Consider the following 15,524-nt stretch of genomic DNA (forward strand, 5'->3'; position numbering starts at 1 on the left):
ACGCATGCAACTGGATCGTCCCCGGGGCTTCAAGGAAAGGCTATATCGCGCTCTACTTCTGGCCACGCTGGAGGCAGACAGGAGCTGAGTCGGGACCCTGCCCCCGTCACCCGGTTACAGCGTTAGCCATACCAATTCAGCAGAGCGGTGTTCTTGCGCGCGGCCAGGGCGACATGGGTCTCTGCGAGTGAGCCCGTGCCGTACATTTACGACTGAAAAAACTGAAAAAGGTTTTCACGCTTTTTCTTCCTGTCGCTCAGGTCGCTCAACCCGCTTCCAGCTATAGGGTTTGCACCGCTCTGACACAGGCCTCTGCCAACAACAAAGGCTCTCGCTAAACAACTGCCTTCACGTGGCCCCGAGATTTCCCGCAATGTATCCGGGCCGCTCCGCAATTTTTATCGTCTATATTCAATAGAGTGTTGCAGAGACTATTGCTCGATTGCTAAGCGCGGTGTGCGAGGCCGGTCTATTTAAGCAAGAGCACCAATGGAGCTGCCAGGAGGATCTATGAGCACCATAATCGCAGGACGTTTCGAAACGCAGGAAAAAGCCGAAAAGGCATGTGCTTCACTGCAGGACGCAGGATTTGGCAAAGACGAAGTTTCCATGTTTTTCGTCAATCCCCATGGCCAGCATGACATCTATCCAATCGGTGGAGACGAGCCAGCCTCCCCCGGTGCAGAAAAATCAGGCCGCGGCGCACTTGTTGGCGGCGGTATCGGCGCCGCAGCGGGCGTGGTGCTGGGTGTTGCAGCGTCTCCGATAGTCGGCCCTATTGGCGCGTTAGTAGGTGGCGGTATCGGCGCCTACACCGGATCACTGGTTGGCGCGATGAAACAAACCGACAAGGATTCCGAAGTCAACGAAATGGCCGAGGAAACACCTCTGGAGGAAAGGCAGCTGACCGAGCGCCATGCCGGCATGCACGTCGCTGTGAAGGTAACGGCTGAAACTCGCAAAGAGGCTATCACGGTGTTGCACAGTCACAACGCCGAGGCGCTGGAGGAGGCCGAAGGCGAACTGAAAGATGGCGAATGGGTCGACTTTGACCCGCGCGAAGCTGTAAAGCTCCTGCCCGAAGACCGGCGCTAGGCATCACAGCCTGGGGCGCGGTTGCCAGTCAACCTGCTTTAGCCTTTCCGGGACGCAAGATGCTGCAGCTGTTCCAACATTGCCTTGCTGGCATTATTGGTCGCCTGCTCAATCGTCTCGCCGGTGTCATCTGCGATAACCGGCTCATGCCCGGCGAGCTGGGCTTGCAGAACACACCGCTTGCCGACATTGTCGGTTTCGATATCCGCGCACCAGTCACTCAGACCTGCGTCCACCCGGATGACCCTATCTGCGAAGGGCGCCAGCCGGGAGCGCACCAGTTCATCCACGCGAAGACTGAGGGCCGCATCACACTGGATACTCCGCTCGGCATTGATTTCAATGTGCATATCTCCAGATCCTCCAATCGCTTACCGCCTGATAGGCAGACAGCGAAAGGTTCGGTTAGTCCCACTACTTTTTAACGCCTGCCGACCAGTAACAGATACAATTTCCCCATGAGACTCGACCGTCTGATCAGCAACCAGCCCCAGTACAGCCATCGGACCGCGCGCTGCCTGATTGCCTGCGGTCGCGTCAGCGTGAATGGTGTAGTGCTCCGCGACACACAGGCGGTGGTTGATCGCTTTGCTTCGGTCCGTATCGATGATCTCCTGCTGCGCGCAGGCCAGGCGTCCTTGTATTTCATGCTGCACAAACCCATCGGTTATCTGAGCGCTACCAGCGACAGCACCCACCCTACCGTGCTCGATCTGTTCGAGCCTGGACTGCGGGCGCACCTGCATATCGGCGGGCGCCTGGATCGCAACAGTTCGGGGTTGCTGCTGTTGACCAATGACGGACTCTGGTCACGGCGGTTGACCGAGCCGCGGATCAAGATCCCCAAGGTCTATCATGTAACCACCGCCGAGCCGATTACCGCCGATGCCCCGGCGCTTTTCGCCGCGGGTATCCATTTTGCCTTCGAGGGGCTCACCACCTCGCCGGCCCTGCTACAGAGCCTGGGCCCCTGCGAGGCCCGGGTGACGATATATGAGGGACGCTATCACCAGGTCAAGCGCATGTTTCACGCAGTGGGCGGCCGGGTGGTGAGCCTGCACCGCGAGCGCATGGGCGACATAGTGCTCGACCCCGAACTTGCACCAGGCGAGTCTCGGCCATTGACCGGCGCCGAAATACGCTCTGTGTCCCCAGACATCGCCAAGTCGGGTTGACGCCGGTCTGAGACGCTTGCTATACCGGACACACTATAAATAGCGTCGCAGTTGCATGCCCGCAGATTCGGAGCAAGGCGTATGGAGTGGATACAGATGGCCCGAGAAGTCTGGGCCGGTAGCGGACTGACCCGGTTGCTCGACTCGCTGCCGTCCTGGCTCGCACTGGACGAGCGGCAACTGGTGTTCATGCTGGCCACGCCTGTGTTCATCGGCGTGTTTGCCTGGGAATACCTGAAAATCCGCCACGATCCGCGCTTGGTGGACGGTCCGGAATCGATACGCAATTTTCTGCTTGGTGCCGGCTACCAGACCACTGAGCTGCTGTTTGCCGGCCTTATCGCGTTCCCGGTATATGCGTTCGCCTATCATCATCGCCTGTGGGATATACCGCTGACGCCGCTGACCGGCCTGCTGCTATGGATGCTGACCGATCTGTGCTTTTACTGGATGCATCGCTCATCGCACAGGGTGCGCTGGCTCTGGGCCGCGCATGTTACCCACCACTCCTCCGAGCGCATGAACTTTTCCACCGCGATGCGTCAGAATGCCACCAACATATTCAACGGCGGCTGGCTGTTCTACGTACCGCTGGCGTTGCTCGGTTTCAACCCGGTATGGATCGGCGTGTGCTATGCCCTGTCGCTGGTGTATCAGTTCTTCATTCACACCACGCTGGTCGGGCGGCTGCATCCGGTCATCGAGTACGTATTCAACACACCCAATCATCATCGTGTGCACCACGGGCGCAATCGCGCCTATATCGATACCAACTACGGCGGCGTGTTCATCGTCTTCGATCGGCTGTTCGGCACCTTCACCACTGAACGGGCAGACCAGCCGATAGAGTATGGAATCACGCGGCCAGTGGGTGGTAACGGATTACTGATCAGTTGGCTGCACGAATACCGGGACATGTTCCGCGATATGGCGCGCAGCGGCCCGCTTGTACAGCGGTTAAAACACCTCTGGATGCCGCCGGAGTGGGAACGTGAGGAGAGTACCGATAAGTCCGTCTCGGGCAAAGACGGACAAGCCCTGCCCCTGAAGCCGTCAGCTCCGGAATGAAACTGACCTGCGGTTGAACGTCAGCCGCGGGGGATGGCGTAGGTTCCCGTCGCGTGCGCTACCGGATCGGATGAGCCTTCGGAATAGATCGAGACTTCGCCGATCGCCAGTGTCTTACCCACCTTGAGCAGTGTGCACACGCCGAGAATGTCGCGGCCGGCTGCCGGCTTGCGCAAGAAGTTGATATTCAGATTGGTGGTCACGGCTAGCGGCACGATGCCAATAGCGCCCAGAATCGCCGTGTACAAAGCCACGTCCGCAGTCGCCATCATCACTGGCCCCGACACCGTTCCACCGGGGCGCAGTTCATCCACACCGACAGTGTGACGTACCCGGGCCGAGCCATCACCCAGCTCCTCAACCGAGACTTTCGCCTGGGGAAATTCGCGGCGGAAAAACGCATTGAGTTGCTCAACACTGGGCTTGCTGGTCATGCATCACTCCGTGATCGATCGTGGACAGACCACAGCATGCACAGAGTCATTACAGTGCACCAGACCCGGCACCCTTACTGGCAGATCAAGCCGTCAGGCTGGCGGCTTTGACATACCGCCACCTACCACTGGGAGCAGGGCACGCTGGTCGCATCCGGAACCTTGGCTCGGGCATCGAAACCCAGGGCTCGCGCCTGCTGCAAATGTTTCGGAGCAATCTCGAACAGGCCGATCTTGCCATCAGGCGAGCCGCACATCGCCGAGTACTCCCTGCCATCGGTGCCGCATGCGGCATCGGTAAACGGGATACCGGCCTCCTCCAGCTGCTGCTTCATCTGGTCAAGACTCCATCCGTCGTCCTGGCACTGGGTAGACCCTGCGTCCTGATATATCCCGACTGTGCCGTCCAGGGTGGTGGGACCGGCTTCGGAGCAGCCTGTCAGCGCCAGCAATGAGCCAGCAAGAACCATTCGCACGTGCATATCTCGTACTCCAGGAGGGGTCCGCGTCGATACGCGAACAGGCAATTTGTAACACATGCCGGCGCTATTTGCCCCGCGCATCCCTTAAGCTTGAATTTCAGGCGCGCCACCCGGGCGCCCTGAAAAAAGGAGACCGATGCCATGTTTGGCCTGTTCAAGCCCGATCCCGTCAAGAAGCTGCGCAAGCAATACAATGCGAAGCTGGAAGCCGCAATGAATGCCCAGCGTAACGGCGACATTCGCACCTACTCAATGCTGACCCAGGAAGCCGATGCCCTGTGGCGACAGCTCGAACCGCTGGAAAAAACCGGCCACTGATCACCCGTTTCCTGCCAGACCGTGCGCTCAATGCATGATCTGCTCACGCAGCAGATCCATTGGCAGGGGGTCGGACAGCCTGACCGGACTGGCATGAAGGTTTGCAGGGAACTGCCCACTACCGCCGAAAGACCGGCAATACCCACGCTGGCGGCCAGCAGTTGCGGAACAAATATAAGCCACACAGCCCAACCGCAAGGCCCACCAAGTGTGTGAATACCCTCCAGCATCGTACGGCCGGTGACGATACTGAAACGGGCCATCTCGCGGATCATCACCCACATGAAAAACACCGGCGCGTAATCGCCAACCTCGCTCCGGGGGCCTATGCTCTGGAACAAACAGGTCGCGTATCCAACAACAACCCCAAGAGGACAACCCGTGAAAACGCTGAGAACCCCCGATTCGTGCTTCGACAACCTCCCTGGATATGATTTCGCCCCGCACTACCTGATGGTGCCCGATACAGAGGGCGGGGAGCTGCGCGTGCATTATCTGGATGAAGGCCCCCAGGATGCCGATCCGGTCCTGCTGCTACACGGCGAACCCTCCTGGTGTTATCTGTACCGCAAGATGATTCCGATTTTGACAGCGGCCGGGCATCGCGTGATCGCTCCCGACCTGCCCGGCTTCGGCCGTTCGGACAAACCGGCGTCGCGTGACGACTATACCTACCAGCGGCACGTCGACTGGATGCAGTCGCTCCTCGATCACTTGCAGCTGAACAACATCACGCTGTTCTGCCAGGACTGGGGCGGCCTGATCGGCCTGCGCCTGGTGGCCGACAACCCGGATCGCTTCGCGCGGGTGGCCGCTGGCAACACAATGCTTCCCACCGGGGATCATGATCCGGGCGAGGGCTTTCGCAAGTGGCAGAAATTTTCCCAGACCACCGATCAGTTTCACGCTGGCGGCGTGATCAAGGGCGGCACAACCACCGATCTGCCCCAGGCAGTGATCGATGCCTATAACGCACCCTTCCCAGACGAATCATACAAGGAAGGCGCAAGGCAGTTCCCGATGCTGGTGCCCACAACCCCGGATAATCCGGCATCGGACAAGAATCGTGAAGCATGGAAACAACTGAGCAAATGGAACAGGCCCTTTATCACGCTTTTCAGTGATTCCGATCCGGTGACCGCCGGCGGCGACCGCGTAATGCAGAAGCTGATCCCCGGCACCCGGGGGCAGAAACACACCACAATTCCCAATGGTGGGCATTTCCTGCAGGAAGATCAGGGTGAGGCAGTGGCTGAACTGCTAGTGGAGTTCATCCGCAACAACCCACGCTGACTAGTCCTCGGGCTCAATACCAAGCTGCTTCCACAGGGCCAGCTTGGTCTGCAAGGGAATGGATGCGTTGGCCGGGCTGGTCGAAGGCAGTCTGATACGGGATATCTGCGCTGCCGAGCAGCCCAGGGTTGGCAGGACGTACCGCTTGAATACGGCCTCGGCCTTCGCGCCGTTGAAATAGATCGCCTGTATGTGCGGATGTGCCTGAAAAAAAGCAGCAAAATCGTTGGGAACAATCGAGGATTCGATGATATCCGAATCCAGGCTGCTGGTGCGCGTGCAGGTCTTGAGCACATCCCACACCGCCACCTCCCTGCGCCTGAGTTCCAGGCAGCGGTCCTCGTAAGCCAGAGCTAGCGGCACGCCCAACACGGCCTCCATGATCGACCAGAAATGGTTACGCTGGTGGGCATAGTAACGATCAGCAGCCAACGACGCCTTGCCGGGCATGGACCCGAGTACCAGGCGGGTTGCGCGCGTGTCGGCGATCGGCGCGAAGCTGTGGATGAGCGTCACGCCGCATCCGTATCGAGCACAAAGCGCTCGACCACCCGATACATGGGGCCCGACCCGCCGGGGTGACTGCTGAACAGGGTCAGATGCTTGACCGTCCAGGGCGGCAGTTCAAGGTCCCGGTGTCTGGCGAGAAAGTCATCTGCAGCCGGATGCTGTCGTCGAGAGGAGCGCGCCAGGGTGACATGGGGCACAAAATCGCGTTCTTCGATAGGCATATCTATCTTCGCCAGACGTTGATCGACCAGTTGCTTCAGCAGATTCAGGTATTCATTCGGTTTGATCGCAGCCCAGAACACCCTTCCAGAGAACGACCCCACCCCCTGCACAGCCAGATCAAAGGGTGCCAGGCCCAATCCCTGCATCGACGCGCACACGCTTGACTGCCGGTCTTCAGCCACCCCGCCAAGAAATCTTACTGTCAGGTGCATATCTTCTGGCCACTGCCAGCGAGCGCCGGGCAGATCCGCCTGCAATGCAGCGAGTCGGGCCTGGACAAAAGCAGGCATTTCAATACCGATAAACAGCCGTCTGGCACCGCCGGCGCCAGAATCCGGTGCACTGCTGGTCATACATGTCTCCCGGTGTTTTGCGTTTGGTCCGGCACGCCGCATTCAGTCGTGCTGGCAGTCATTATTGGTATGACCGAAGCCCGCGGGCGAAATTCCACAACCATAAGGTCTATGCTGTGGATATGTGACACCTGTAGGCTGGTGGCCTGAAGAAAAACTCAACAGGAGTATTTGATGAAAACCCTGCAGATCGACATCGTATCCGACATCGCCTGTCCATGGTGCGCGATCGGTTACGCGCGGCTGGAACAGGCGATGCAGGCCGTCCAGGACGAACTGGCATTCGAGATCGAATGGCATGCGTTCGAGCTCAACCCGGACAAGGCCTCGGACGGCGAGCCGATCCTGCAGGCTCTGAGCCGGAAATACGGTCGCAGCGTTGCCGAAATGGAAGCAGCACAAACCAACATGATGACCATCGCAGAGCAGCTGGGCCTGAACTTCAGCAAGATGCAGGAGAGGTATACACGGAATACCTTCGACGCCCATCGACTGGTGAAATGGGCTGGCGGAAAAGGCCGACAGACCGACCTGAAAATGGCGTTCTTTGAGGCATACTTTGGCCGCGCAGAGGACATCTCCGATCCCGGAGTACTGGCAGAATGTGTTGAATCGATAGGCCTCAATGCGGCCGAAGCAAAGGATATATTGGCATCTGACGCCTTTGCCGACGACGTGCGGGCCGATGAGGCCAAGTATCAGCAGTCAGGGGTCTCGGCAGTGCCCGCTTTCATCATCAACCAGCGCCACCTGATATCCGGTGCGCAAGAGCCCGATACCCTGGTCAATGCCTTCCGCGATATAGCCACCCGCGGCCCTGAGACTTAAAGTAACGTGCTGTCTCGATAGGAGAGCAAAGCAATAAAGATAGCGTACAGACTACCCCAGCGTCTCGCTGATAAGCATCCCGTGCAGCACGTAACAGATACGGTAGCCCTGCTTAAGCGTCAACGGATTACGCGTAGCTATCTGCCAGCCATCGTTGAGCAGATCGTCAATGTGACTGCGCAGCTCCTTCAGTTTGCGTTGCTGCCGATCCGGCAGCTCAACTACCTCGATACCCTCTACCAGAACGGGAACCGTCAGGTCGGTAACGATCGGCCCGTCGGAAGCGGCAGCCGGGGTGTCGGCGAGTTTGTCAGTAAAGGAGGCTGTCAGGGGTTGATCACGCATCTGCACGCTCTCTGAGGGTTGGAATATAACCGCATCCTGCGAGAATCAATTGGCGGCCCCCAGAACAAAACATGCACGATCTAAAGCGCGAGAGCCTACTGAGAGGGTACACTCAGACAGGCATTTATTCAATTCAGACCAGGCGAACCCGGACGGAACTGGTCTTTTCCCCGACCAGATGCATCTTCGCCCTGGCCAGCCTGAAACAGCATATCGGGAGCCATGGATCTTGATCCCAGGAATACTCATTTACACAATCTCTGCCGGAGTCCTCGCCCTTGGTCTGACGTTCTTCCTCGATGAAGAACCCACCAGCGCCGAGGCGATGACTTATCCACCTGTTGCACAGCCCGCTGAGCAACCCATTCCAGAGCTGGCCAACACCCTCACAGAGCTATCCGCTGCGCTGCAGGTACCCGTGCCCGGCATCGCCGCGCGGGACCTGCATGACAGTTATACCGACCCCCGAGGCGGCGACCGGATACATGAAGCCATGGATATCATGGCGCCCACCGGAACACCGGTCGTCGCGGTCGATGATGGCATCATCATCAAGTTATTCGACAGCGTACCGGGCGGGCTGACCATCTATCAGTTCAATCCAACCGGCGATCTGACTTACTACTATGCGCACCTGGATAGCTACGCTGCCAACCTGGAAGAGGGGCAGACAATCGCCCGGGGCGATCTGATCGGCTACGTCGGCGCGACCGGTAATGCCGACCCGTCAGCACCCCATCTGCATTTCGCAGTTTTTCAGCTGGGCCCCGAAAGACAGTGGTGGAAAGGCACGCCCATCAACCCCTACCCACTTTTTCAACATCGCGAACCGCTGCATGAATAGCCACAGACAAGGAGAGCCACATGGCAGAGCAATACCGGGAGTTGTCCGAAAAACTGATTGATTTCATCCGCGCCCAGCAATTGTTTTTCGTCGGCACGGCCGGTGCCGAGGGCTCCGTTAACATATCCCCGAAGGGGCTGGACAGCCTGCGGATCATCAGCCCTGTGGAGGTTGCCTGGCTTAACCTGACCGGCAGCGGCAACGAATCCGCTGCCCATGTGCTGGAAAACCGCCGGATGACGATCATGTTCTGCTCGTTCGACAAACAGCCACTGATCCTGCGCCTGTATGGCGAGGCCGAAGTCATCCATCCGCGGGATGAGGATTGGGAGCCTTTGTCGGGTCTGTTTCCGCCCCATCCGGGCGCGCGGCAATTGTTCCGGTTGCGTATTTCCCTGGTCCAGACATCCTGCGGCTACGCAGTACCCCACTATGACTTCAGCGGTGAACGCAGCACGCTGACCAAATGGGCCGAGAAGCGCGGAGAGCAAGGGGTCAAGCAATACTGGCAGGACAAGAACAGACTCAGCATGGATGGCAAGGACACCGGAATTATTCCTGAGAAACGCACTTTGTAAGCATTCAGGCCTGCTAAAGTTTTGTCGATTGGCCCCGGTTCGTCCATCATGGGTAATGATGAAAGGGTTGCGGACCGATGATTTGCCCGCTTTTTGACCAGCATTAACCTGCTTCGGCCTGGCTGACTACGCGCCGCGGAGGGCTTTTCACAACAGGATCGAGGCGCCGAGCCGCCCGTGCGCAGCCTCGATGGTCCGGCTTCGACCCTGCTCAAACGATTTCAACCGATGGAGACGACAAAGTGAACAATGCCGAACTGCAAGAGCTCAAGAAACGTTACGTGGCAGCTGGCGCTGCCAGTCCGAACGAGCAATTTGCCGCCCACGCCACCAATGCCGAACTCTGGGATGCAGATGGCAAGCGCATGATCGACTTTGCCGGCGGTATCGGCGTGCTCAACGTGGGGCATCGTCACCCGAAGGTAGTCGCTGCGGTCAAGGCCCAGCTAGACCAGCTGATGCATACCTGTCAGACGGTGATGCCCTACGAGGGTTATGTCAGGGTCGCCCAGAAACTCAGCGAGATCAGCCCCGTGCGCGGTCATGGCAAGGTCATGCTGGCCAATTCCGGTGCCGAGGCCGTGGAAAACGCGGTCAAGATCGCCCGCGCCGCTACCGGTCGCACCAACGTCATCTGCTTTGATGGTGGCTATCATGGGCGCACCTTCATGACCATGGCGATGAATGGCAAGGTCAAACCCTATCAGGGCGATTTCGGTCCGATGCCAGGCACCGTATTCCGCGCCCCCTATCCCGTCCCTTATCACGGCGTAAGCGAAGAAGAGGCCCTGCGCGGGCTGCGCATGACCCTGCGCACCGACAGCGCTCCAGAGAGCACAGCCGCCATCTTCATTGAGCCTGTCCTTGGTGAAGGCGGTTTCTACGCTGCCTCGCCAAAGTTCCTCAAGGCGATTCGCGAGATTTGCGATGAGCACGGCATTCTGATGGTGGTCGATGAGGTGCAGAGCGGCTTTGGTCGTACCGGCAAAATGTTCGCGATTGAGCACAGCGGTGTCGAGCCTGACATGATCACCATGGCCAAGAGCATGGCTGATGGCATGCCGATCTCGGCAATCGTCGGTACCGACAAACTGATGGACAGCTCGGGACCGAATTCGCTCGGCGGCACCTACACGGGTAGCCCGGTGTCCTGTGCCGCGGTCCTGGCAGTCATAGACATCTTCGAGACCGAAGACATCCTCGGCAAGGCCAACCGCCTGGGCGACAAGCTCGCCAAGCGATTTGCCAAATGGCAGGAGCAGTTCGAGTTCGTCGACAACTCCCGCAACCTGGGCGCGATGGCGGCGTTCGAACTGGTAACCGACAAGGCCAGCCGCAAACCACGTGCCGATCTGGCAGCGGCAATCACCGCGAAGGCCAAGGAAAATGGCCTGATTCTGCTGGCGTGCGGCATGCACGCCAACTCGATCCGCTTTCTGATGCCGGTCACCATCGAGGACGACATTCTCGAGGAAGGGCTGGATATCATCGAGAAAGTGCTCGGTGAACTGCCAGGCTGATCGCCTGCAGGACGGAAAAAGCCGCGGCAATAGCCGCGGCTTTTTTGTATCCAGACCGCCTTTTCAGGTCCCGCAAAAGGTATTGCGGACCCTTTGCCCGAGTGTCGGGGGCATAGCGTATCGACCGTCCTGTGACTGGTAATCGCAGGGGGCGGCAAGCCGATCAACCAGATCATGGAAAGGTCGCAGATCGCCCTCGTCCTCGGCTGCTCGGATAGCCTCCTCGACGAGATGGTTGCGTGCTATGAAGACGGGATTCAATGCCAGCATCTGCTGCTGACGCTCGGCTGGCGATGTTTTCTGCCTCTCCACAGTGGCGTGCCATTTCGAGAGCCACGGCGCAAGACTGTCAGGCAGCTCGAAAAAATCTGCAACGCTGTCACCGTCGATTTTTCCTTGCGGCCCGGCCCGCTCCGCCAGCCGGCGAAATGTCAGGGTGTAATCGGCGTTTGCGGTGGCCATCAACCCGAGCAGCTCCTCGACCAGCGAGCTGCTTTCCTCGTCGCCGCCACGCAGGCCCAGCTTGCGAGCCATCAGATCATCATAGGCTGCCTGGTATAGTGCTACGTAATCGTCGATAGCCTGCTGTGCGGCCTGCACGGCTGCGTCCTCGTCGGTATCGAGGATGGGCAACAGGGCGCGCGCCAGCCAGGCAAGGTTCCACTGCCCGATCGGTGGCTGGTTCACAAAGGCATATCGGCCGGCCGTGTCGATCGAGCTGAAAACCGTATGGGGGTGGTATTCATCCATGAAAGCACACGGCCCATAGTCAATCGTTTCGCCGGAGATGAGCGTGTTATCGGTATTCATCACGCCATGGATGAAGCCCAGCTGCTGCCATTGGGCAATCAGCCTGGCCTGCCTGCCGATGACTGCCTGTAGCAGCGCGACATAGGGGCGGTCTGCTTCCCCCGCCTCGGGATAGTGCCTTGCAATAACGTGATCGGCCAGAATGCGCACCGCCTCGGTGTCACCGAGGCCAGCAAAATACTGAAAGGTGCCGATACGGATATGGCTGCTGCAGATACGTGTGAGGATGCCACCGGGCTGCGGCCGGTCACGCATGACCTGCTCGCCGGTCACTACCGCCGCGAGACTGCGCGAGGTCGGCACATCCAGCGCCGCCATGGCCTCACTCACGACGTATTCGCGTAGCACCGGACCCAGCGGAGCGCGACCATCCCCGCCGCGGGCGAAGGGTGTGCGTCCGGCGCCCTTGAGCTGCATGTCGTAGCGTTGGCCGTCGGTACCGATGATTTCGCCCAACAGCACCGCACGCCCGTCTCCCAGTTGCGGATTCCAGTTGCCGAACTGATGCCCGGCATAGACCGTGGCGATCGGCTCCGAACCGGGCGCGATTTCATTGCCGGCGAGCACTTGCAGGCCCTGAGCCGATGTCAGCCACTCGGTCGATATGCCCAGTTGCGCGGCCAGCGCCTGATTGATGCGAATCAGTTCCGGGGCGCGAACCGGTGTCGGCTTCTGGTGCGCATAGAAGCGTTCCGGCAACGACGTGTAGCTGTTATCGAACTGCGGGCTTGAGTGTTGACTCATGGTTGGCTCCGAGGACTGAATAAGCCGACAGGATACGTGAATGCATGGGCGGAGATAAAAGGCTGTGCGTGTCATTTGTGACCGATTCCGGCCGACAGGGTTCACAGAGCGGTGCCGGGGTTCGCAAAAGGCGGCCAAAGTTTCTATGCTCTGTTTAACAGTCCCATCTATCACAAACAGCCAGTTGGAGTTGCCCCCCGAATGCAACCATTGAAACCTGCCGGCGTAGGGCTGAGAACGCGCCTGTTCCAGATCATTTTTGAATCCAGCACACCACTCGGCAAGGGCTTCGATATAGCACTGGCGTTGCTTATTCTGTTGAGCGTCACCGTGGTATTGCTTGATAGCGTAGAAACCTACCATCAGCGCTACGGTGACTATTTCTATTACGCCGAATGGGTCGTCACTGCCCTGTTCACATTGGAGATAGGGCTGCGCATCTACTGCCTGGAAAAACCCATTCAGTACCTGAAGAGCTTCTATGGTGTGATCGATGTGCTGGCGGTGCTGCCCACCTGGTTGGCTCTGGTGCTGCCGGGTGCGCAGACCCTGGTCGTCATTCGTCTGCTGCGGACACTGCGCCTGTTCCGGGTGCTGGAGATGATGTCTCTGGTAGGCCAAGGAAAGCTGCTGGTGGATGCGATGAAGCGTAGCCGCGGCCAGATTATGCTGTTTCTGTTTTCGGTAATGATGCTGGTGACCATCTTTTCTTCAATAATCTATCTGATCGAGCCGGCCGAAGCCGGCTTCACCAGCATCCCCAAGGCGATCTACTGGGGTATTGTCACGCTGACCACCGTGGGCTACGGAGACATCACGCCGGTAACGCCGCTTGGCCAGTTCATTTCCATCATGATCATGCTGACCGGCTATTCGATAATCGCATTGCCGGTGGGCGTCTTCTCGGCTGAAGTTATTCAGACTCTGCGCAACGAGCGCTATTCCGACGAGGCCTGCCCGGGCTGCGGCAAGCATCAGCATGAAAGGGATGCCAGATACTGCAAATTCTGCGGCACCTGGCTCAATGAGGAAACGACTAATCCGCCCGAAGAGAAACCGGCCAGTTAGCCGCATCATCCGGTTTCAGAGTATCTCTCGCGAGATGTCCAGCACCCGGCCGTCGACGGTGCGCTGCAGTTTGTCTTCGATCTCGCTGCAGATCGATTCGACCTTCTGCGGCGTGGTCGCAGCCACCACAAAAGACCATTCACTGGACTCGAGCCGATCAAGTTCACCGCTCTCGCATACTGCAATCGCCGGCGTGCGGCCAAAGCGCTCATGCAAACCACCCATGCGCTGGCGCTTCTCCTTGAGCGAGCCGCAACCGGGCAGAGAAAACTGGATTGTCAGTACACCAATATTCATTCAACCTCCGGGGTCCTGTTGTGTCTCTCTGGCGTTATTGCATTGACCCCAGGCTGCTGCAGAAATTGCATCAGCCCGGCCAGCTTGCAGGCACCACAAAGAAACGCTCGGCCTCTTTCCACAGGCCCGAGCAGGCATCAAGCCGCATGCTGGCGAAGAGACGCGGTGTGCCTGTCGCGGCGATCTGAGCGAGAACCGCAGTTGCTTCTGCCGGTGCGGGCACACCGGTCTGCAACCAGGGCCCCAGCCAATGCGGTTTGCGCAGATGGACCCAGTTGGCAGTATCCATCCCGCGGGCCGCGTCCAGATAAACCCAACGGCCGCGCTGATGGTTCGCCGGCACGCTGGCTGGAGCCTTCATCTGCGGCTCGAGCGGGTAGAACAGATAACCAGGCATGAACACCCGCGATTTCAGCGGCCCATCGATACCCAGCGCACCGAGCGCTGCCACGCTCTCGGCCAACCCGGCCCGCTGGCTCTGATGCTCCAGCATGCGCTGGGTTTTCAGGTCCAGCCGGTCGACTGCGTTGGGACCATACCAGCGTGCCATTGCTTCACTGCCGCCATAGCCAAGATAGAACTTGATGGCAATCTCGTGATGTTCAGCCCCGCCTGTAGCTGGATTACGAACTACAAAATCAAGTTCACCCAGTGTTCGTTCATGACCGCGGATGGGCAGGTTGCGTACCAGTACTTCCCAGCCGAGGATATCCGTCAGCAGACATTCGTACAGCCGCTCGAAATAATAGCCAAGCCGTGGCTGTGCGGGCTCGAGCAGCGCTGCCGGTGCGGTGTGCGGCGCCTGCTCCCAATCCTGCAGCTTTTCCAGGGTGTTGGCCGGCAGATGCGCGCTCAAATCAAAGGCCAGAGGGCTATCGGTAAGCTGCGCAGCCTGACAGATCCACGCCAGATGGCGTATCGCCGGCTGGCGAAAACGGGTTGGGTCGAAAGTGGGATAAAGATCAGATTTCATGTCCTCAGCCTACCTGAAAATATCGCCGCTGCGCTCATCGCTGGCACTGAAGTAGACTGGCAGCCATCACCAGCAAGCGGAAACACACCCATGGCCAAATGGCTCGTCAAGACCGAACCCGATGAGTGCAGCATTGATGACTTCGCTCACAGGCCGGAAAAACCGATCACCTGGGACGGCGTGCGCAATTACCAGGCTCGCAACTTTCTGGCCGCGATGGCTGAGGGCGATGAGGTATTCATTTATCACTCCAGCTGCAGGCATATCGGTGTCGCCGGGGTAGTCAGAGTCGTGCGTGCAGCATATCCGGACCCGGCCCAATTCGACCCGGACTCGCCGTATTACGATCCCAAAAGCACAGCGGAAAAACCCCGGTGGCAGGCTGTCGATATGCAGTTCCAGCGCAAACTGAAGCGGCTGGTTGCGCTGGACGAGCTGAAAAATATCGCCGGGCTGGAGGGGCTGCCGCTGGTCAAGCGTGGAAACCGCCTCTCGGTCATGCCGCTCAGCGACGAGCATTGGCAGACAATTCTGCAGCAACAGGGGCCTGACTAAACGGGTGCGGCA

Annotated in this window: 20 protein-coding genes; 11 read left to right on the forward strand and 9 right to left on the reverse strand. The window is 58.9% G+C overall.

What is annotated here, in order from left to right:
• The first annotated feature begins 510 nt into the window (after positions 1 to 510).
• Entirely contained in the window at positions 511 to 1,095 is a 585-nt protein-coding gene (locus ABYA88_RS06780; protein WP_373186243.1) for a glycine zipper domain-containing protein, read from the forward strand.
• A 38-nt stretch (positions 1,096 to 1,133) separates the two neighbouring features.
• On the opposite strand, the gene ABYA88_RS06785 is transcribed toward ABYA88_RS06780, so the two are convergent.
• Positions 1,134 to 1,445: a hypothetical protein gene (locus ABYA88_RS06785; protein WP_373186244.1), complete on the reverse strand. Its 312-nt coding sequence runs from the start codon at positions 1,443 to 1,445 to the stop codon at positions 1,134 to 1,136.
• A gap of 108 nt (positions 1,446 to 1,553) precedes the next feature.
• Between ABYA88_RS06785 and ABYA88_RS06790 the strand changes: the two genes are divergently transcribed.
• Entirely contained in the window at positions 1,554 to 2,270 is a 717-nt protein-coding gene (locus ABYA88_RS06790; RefSeq protein ID WP_373186245.1) for a pseudouridine synthase, read from the forward strand.
• A gap of 96 nt (positions 2,271 to 2,366) precedes the next feature.
• Entirely contained in the window at positions 2,367 to 3,338 is a 972-nt protein-coding gene (locus ABYA88_RS06795) for a sterol desaturase family protein (protein WP_373186246.1), read from the forward strand.
• 20 nt (positions 3,339 to 3,358) lie between these two features.
• On the opposite strand, the gene ABYA88_RS06800 is transcribed toward ABYA88_RS06795, so the two are convergent.
• Together ABYA88_RS06800 and ABYA88_RS06805 are read right to left on the reverse strand one after the other, a co-directional pair.
• On the reverse strand, positions 3,359 to 3,772 hold the full coding sequence (locus tag ABYA88_RS06800) for a PaaI family thioesterase (RefSeq protein ID WP_373186247.1): 414 nt from the start codon (positions 3,770 to 3,772) through the stop codon (positions 3,359 to 3,361).
• A 122-nt stretch (positions 3,773 to 3,894) separates the two neighbouring features.
• Positions 3,895 to 4,254 carry a hypothetical protein gene (locus ABYA88_RS06805; RefSeq protein ID WP_373186249.1) on the reverse strand — a complete coding sequence of 120 codons (360 nt, stop codon included), beginning with the start codon at positions 4,252 to 4,254 and terminating at the stop codon, positions 3,895 to 3,897.
• A gap of 141 nt (positions 4,255 to 4,395) precedes the next feature.
• Between ABYA88_RS06805 and ABYA88_RS06810 the strand changes: the two genes are divergently transcribed.
• Positions 4,396 to 4,572, forward strand: coding sequence for a DUF6435 family protein (locus tag ABYA88_RS06810; protein WP_373186250.1), 177 nt, complete (start codon positions 4,396 to 4,398; stop codon positions 4,570 to 4,572).
• Between the two features lie 381 nt (positions 4,573 to 4,953).
• A complete protein-coding gene (locus tag ABYA88_RS06815; RefSeq protein WP_373186251.1) occupies positions 4,954 to 5,865 on the forward strand; it encodes a haloalkane dehalogenase in 912 nt (303 codons plus the stop codon).
• Here the strand turns inward: ABYA88_RS06815 and ABYA88_RS06820 are convergent, their stop codons facing one another.
• Together ABYA88_RS06820 and thpR are read right to left on the reverse strand one after the other, a co-directional pair.
• On the reverse strand, positions 5,866 to 6,381 hold the full coding sequence (locus tag ABYA88_RS06820; protein ID WP_373186252.1) for a DNA-deoxyinosine glycosylase: 516 nt from the start codon (positions 6,379 to 6,381) through the stop codon (positions 5,866 to 5,868).
• Positions 6,378 to 6,950: an RNA 2',3'-cyclic phosphodiesterase gene (thpR, locus tag ABYA88_RS06825; RefSeq protein ID WP_373186253.1), complete on the reverse strand. Its 573-nt coding sequence runs from the start codon at positions 6,948 to 6,950 to the stop codon at positions 6,378 to 6,380. The genes ABYA88_RS06820 and thpR overlap by 4 nt, the downstream gene beginning before the upstream one ends.
• Before the next feature lie 174 nt (positions 6,951 to 7,124).
• Here thpR and ABYA88_RS06830 point away from each other — a divergent pair, with 174 nt between their 5' ends.
• A complete protein-coding gene (locus ABYA88_RS06830; protein WP_373186254.1) occupies positions 7,125 to 7,778 on the forward strand; it encodes a DsbA family oxidoreductase in 654 nt (217 codons plus the stop codon).
• 51 nt (positions 7,779 to 7,829) lie between these two features.
• Here ABYA88_RS06830 and ABYA88_RS06835 read toward each other — a convergent pair whose 3' ends face one another.
• Positions 7,830 to 8,123, reverse strand: coding sequence for a hypothetical protein (locus tag ABYA88_RS06835; RefSeq protein WP_373186255.1), 294 nt, complete (start codon positions 8,121 to 8,123; stop codon positions 7,830 to 7,832).
• Between the two features lie 229 nt (positions 8,124 to 8,352).
• On the opposite strand from ABYA88_RS06835, the gene ABYA88_RS06840 reads away from it, so the two are divergent.
• From ABYA88_RS06840 to gabT, 3 genes are all read left to right on the forward strand, one after another.
• Entirely contained in the window at positions 8,353 to 8,967 is a 615-nt protein-coding gene (locus ABYA88_RS06840; RefSeq protein WP_373186256.1) for a M23 family metallopeptidase, read from the forward strand.
• A 20-nt stretch (positions 8,968 to 8,987) separates the two neighbouring features.
• Positions 8,988 to 9,545: a pyridoxamine 5'-phosphate oxidase family protein gene (locus ABYA88_RS06845; protein ID WP_373186257.1), complete on the forward strand. Its 558-nt coding sequence runs from the start codon at positions 8,988 to 8,990 to the stop codon at positions 9,543 to 9,545.
• A 242-nt stretch (positions 9,546 to 9,787) separates the two neighbouring features.
• On the forward strand, positions 9,788 to 11,065 hold the full coding sequence (gene gabT / locus ABYA88_RS06850) for a 4-aminobutyrate--2-oxoglutarate transaminase (RefSeq protein ID WP_373186258.1): 1,278 nt from the start codon (positions 9,788 to 9,790) through the stop codon (positions 11,063 to 11,065).
• A 63-nt stretch (positions 11,066 to 11,128) separates the two neighbouring features.
• Here gabT and ABYA88_RS06855 read toward each other — a convergent pair whose 3' ends face one another.
• Positions 11,129 to 12,619 (reverse strand): YdiU family protein, encoded by a 1,491-nt coding sequence (locus ABYA88_RS06855; RefSeq protein ID WP_373186260.1) that lies wholly within the window; start codon positions 12,617 to 12,619, stop codon positions 11,129 to 11,131.
• A 201-nt stretch (positions 12,620 to 12,820) separates the two neighbouring features.
• Between ABYA88_RS06855 and ABYA88_RS06860 the strand changes: the two genes are divergently transcribed.
• Positions 12,821 to 13,687 (forward strand): ion transporter, encoded by an 867-nt coding sequence (locus tag ABYA88_RS06860; protein ID WP_373186261.1) that lies wholly within the window; start codon positions 12,821 to 12,823, stop codon positions 13,685 to 13,687.
• A gap of 15 nt (positions 13,688 to 13,702) precedes the next feature.
• On the opposite strand, the gene ABYA88_RS06865 is transcribed toward ABYA88_RS06860, so the two are convergent.
• Together ABYA88_RS06865 and ABYA88_RS06870 are read right to left on the reverse strand one after the other, a co-directional pair.
• Positions 13,703 to 13,984, reverse strand: a complete 282-nt coding sequence (locus ABYA88_RS06865; RefSeq protein WP_373186262.1) for a DUF503 domain-containing protein — start codon at positions 13,982 to 13,984, stop codon at positions 13,703 to 13,705.
• A gap of 70 nt (positions 13,985 to 14,054) precedes the next feature.
• Positions 14,055 to 14,957, reverse strand: coding sequence for a DUF1853 family protein (locus tag ABYA88_RS06870; RefSeq protein WP_373186263.1), 903 nt, complete (start codon positions 14,955 to 14,957; stop codon positions 14,055 to 14,057).
• A 90-nt stretch (positions 14,958 to 15,047) separates the two neighbouring features.
• On the opposite strand from ABYA88_RS06870, the gene ABYA88_RS06875 reads away from it, so the two are divergent.
• Positions 15,048 to 15,512, forward strand: a complete 465-nt coding sequence (locus ABYA88_RS06875; RefSeq protein ID WP_373186264.1) for an EVE domain-containing protein — start codon at positions 15,048 to 15,050, stop codon at positions 15,510 to 15,512.
• Positions 15,513 to 15,524 lie beyond the last annotated feature (12 nt).

Source organism: Halopseudomonas sp. (assembly GCF_041579695.1).
GTDB lineage: Bacteria > Pseudomonadota > Gammaproteobacteria > Pseudomonadales > Pseudomonadaceae > Halopseudomonas.

Excerpts from the sequence above, each read along its gene's own strand:
- ABYA88_RS06780 (WP_373186243.1), top strand. The coding sequence starts at position 511 with ATGAGCACCATAATCGCAGGACGTTTCGAAACGCAGGAAAAAGCCGAA.
- ABYA88_RS06785 (WP_373186244.1), bottom strand. The coding sequence starts at position 1,445 with ATGCACATTGAAATCAATGCCGAGCGGAGTATCCAGTGTGATGCGGCC.
- ABYA88_RS06790 (WP_373186245.1), top strand. The coding sequence starts at position 1,554 with ATGAGACTCGACCGTCTGATCAGCAACCAGCCCCAGTACAGCCATCGG.
- ABYA88_RS06795 (WP_373186246.1), top strand. The coding sequence starts at position 2,367 with ATGGCCCGAGAAGTCTGGGCCGGTAGCGGACTGACCCGGTTGCTCGAC.
- ABYA88_RS06800 (WP_373186247.1), bottom strand. The coding sequence starts at position 3,772 with ATGACCAGCAAGCCCAGTGTTGAGCAACTCAATGCGTTTTTCCGCCGC.
- ABYA88_RS06805 (WP_373186249.1), bottom strand. The coding sequence starts at position 4,254 with ATGCACGTGCGAATGGTTCTTGCTGGCTCATTGCTGGCGCTGACAGGC.
- ABYA88_RS06810 (WP_373186250.1), top strand. The coding sequence starts at position 4,396 with ATGTTTGGCCTGTTCAAGCCCGATCCCGTCAAGAAGCTGCGCAAGCAA.
- thpR (WP_373186253.1), bottom strand. The coding sequence starts at position 6,950 with ATGACCAGCAGTGCACCGGATTCTGGCGCCGGCGGTGCCAGACGGCTG.
- ABYA88_RS06830 (WP_373186254.1), top strand. The coding sequence starts at position 7,125 with ATGAAAACCCTGCAGATCGACATCGTATCCGACATCGCCTGTCCATGG.
- ABYA88_RS06835 (WP_373186255.1), bottom strand. The coding sequence starts at position 8,123 with ATGCGTGATCAACCCCTGACAGCCTCCTTTACTGACAAACTCGCCGAC.
- ABYA88_RS06845 (WP_373186257.1), top strand. The coding sequence starts at position 8,988 with ATGGCAGAGCAATACCGGGAGTTGTCCGAAAAACTGATTGATTTCATC.
- ABYA88_RS06855 (WP_373186260.1), bottom strand. The coding sequence starts at position 12,619 with ATGAGTCAACACTCAAGCCCGCAGTTCGATAACAGCTACACGTCGTTG.
- ABYA88_RS06860 (WP_373186261.1), top strand. The coding sequence starts at position 12,821 with ATGCAACCATTGAAACCTGCCGGCGTAGGGCTGAGAACGCGCCTGTTC.
- ABYA88_RS06865 (WP_373186262.1), bottom strand. The coding sequence starts at position 13,984 with ATGAATATTGGTGTACTGACAATCCAGTTTTCTCTGCCCGGTTGCGGC.
- ABYA88_RS06870 (WP_373186263.1), bottom strand. The coding sequence starts at position 14,957 with ATGAAATCTGATCTTTATCCCACTTTCGACCCAACCCGTTTTCGCCAG.
- ABYA88_RS06875 (WP_373186264.1), top strand. The coding sequence starts at position 15,048 with ATGGCCAAATGGCTCGTCAAGACCGAACCCGATGAGTGCAGCATTGAT.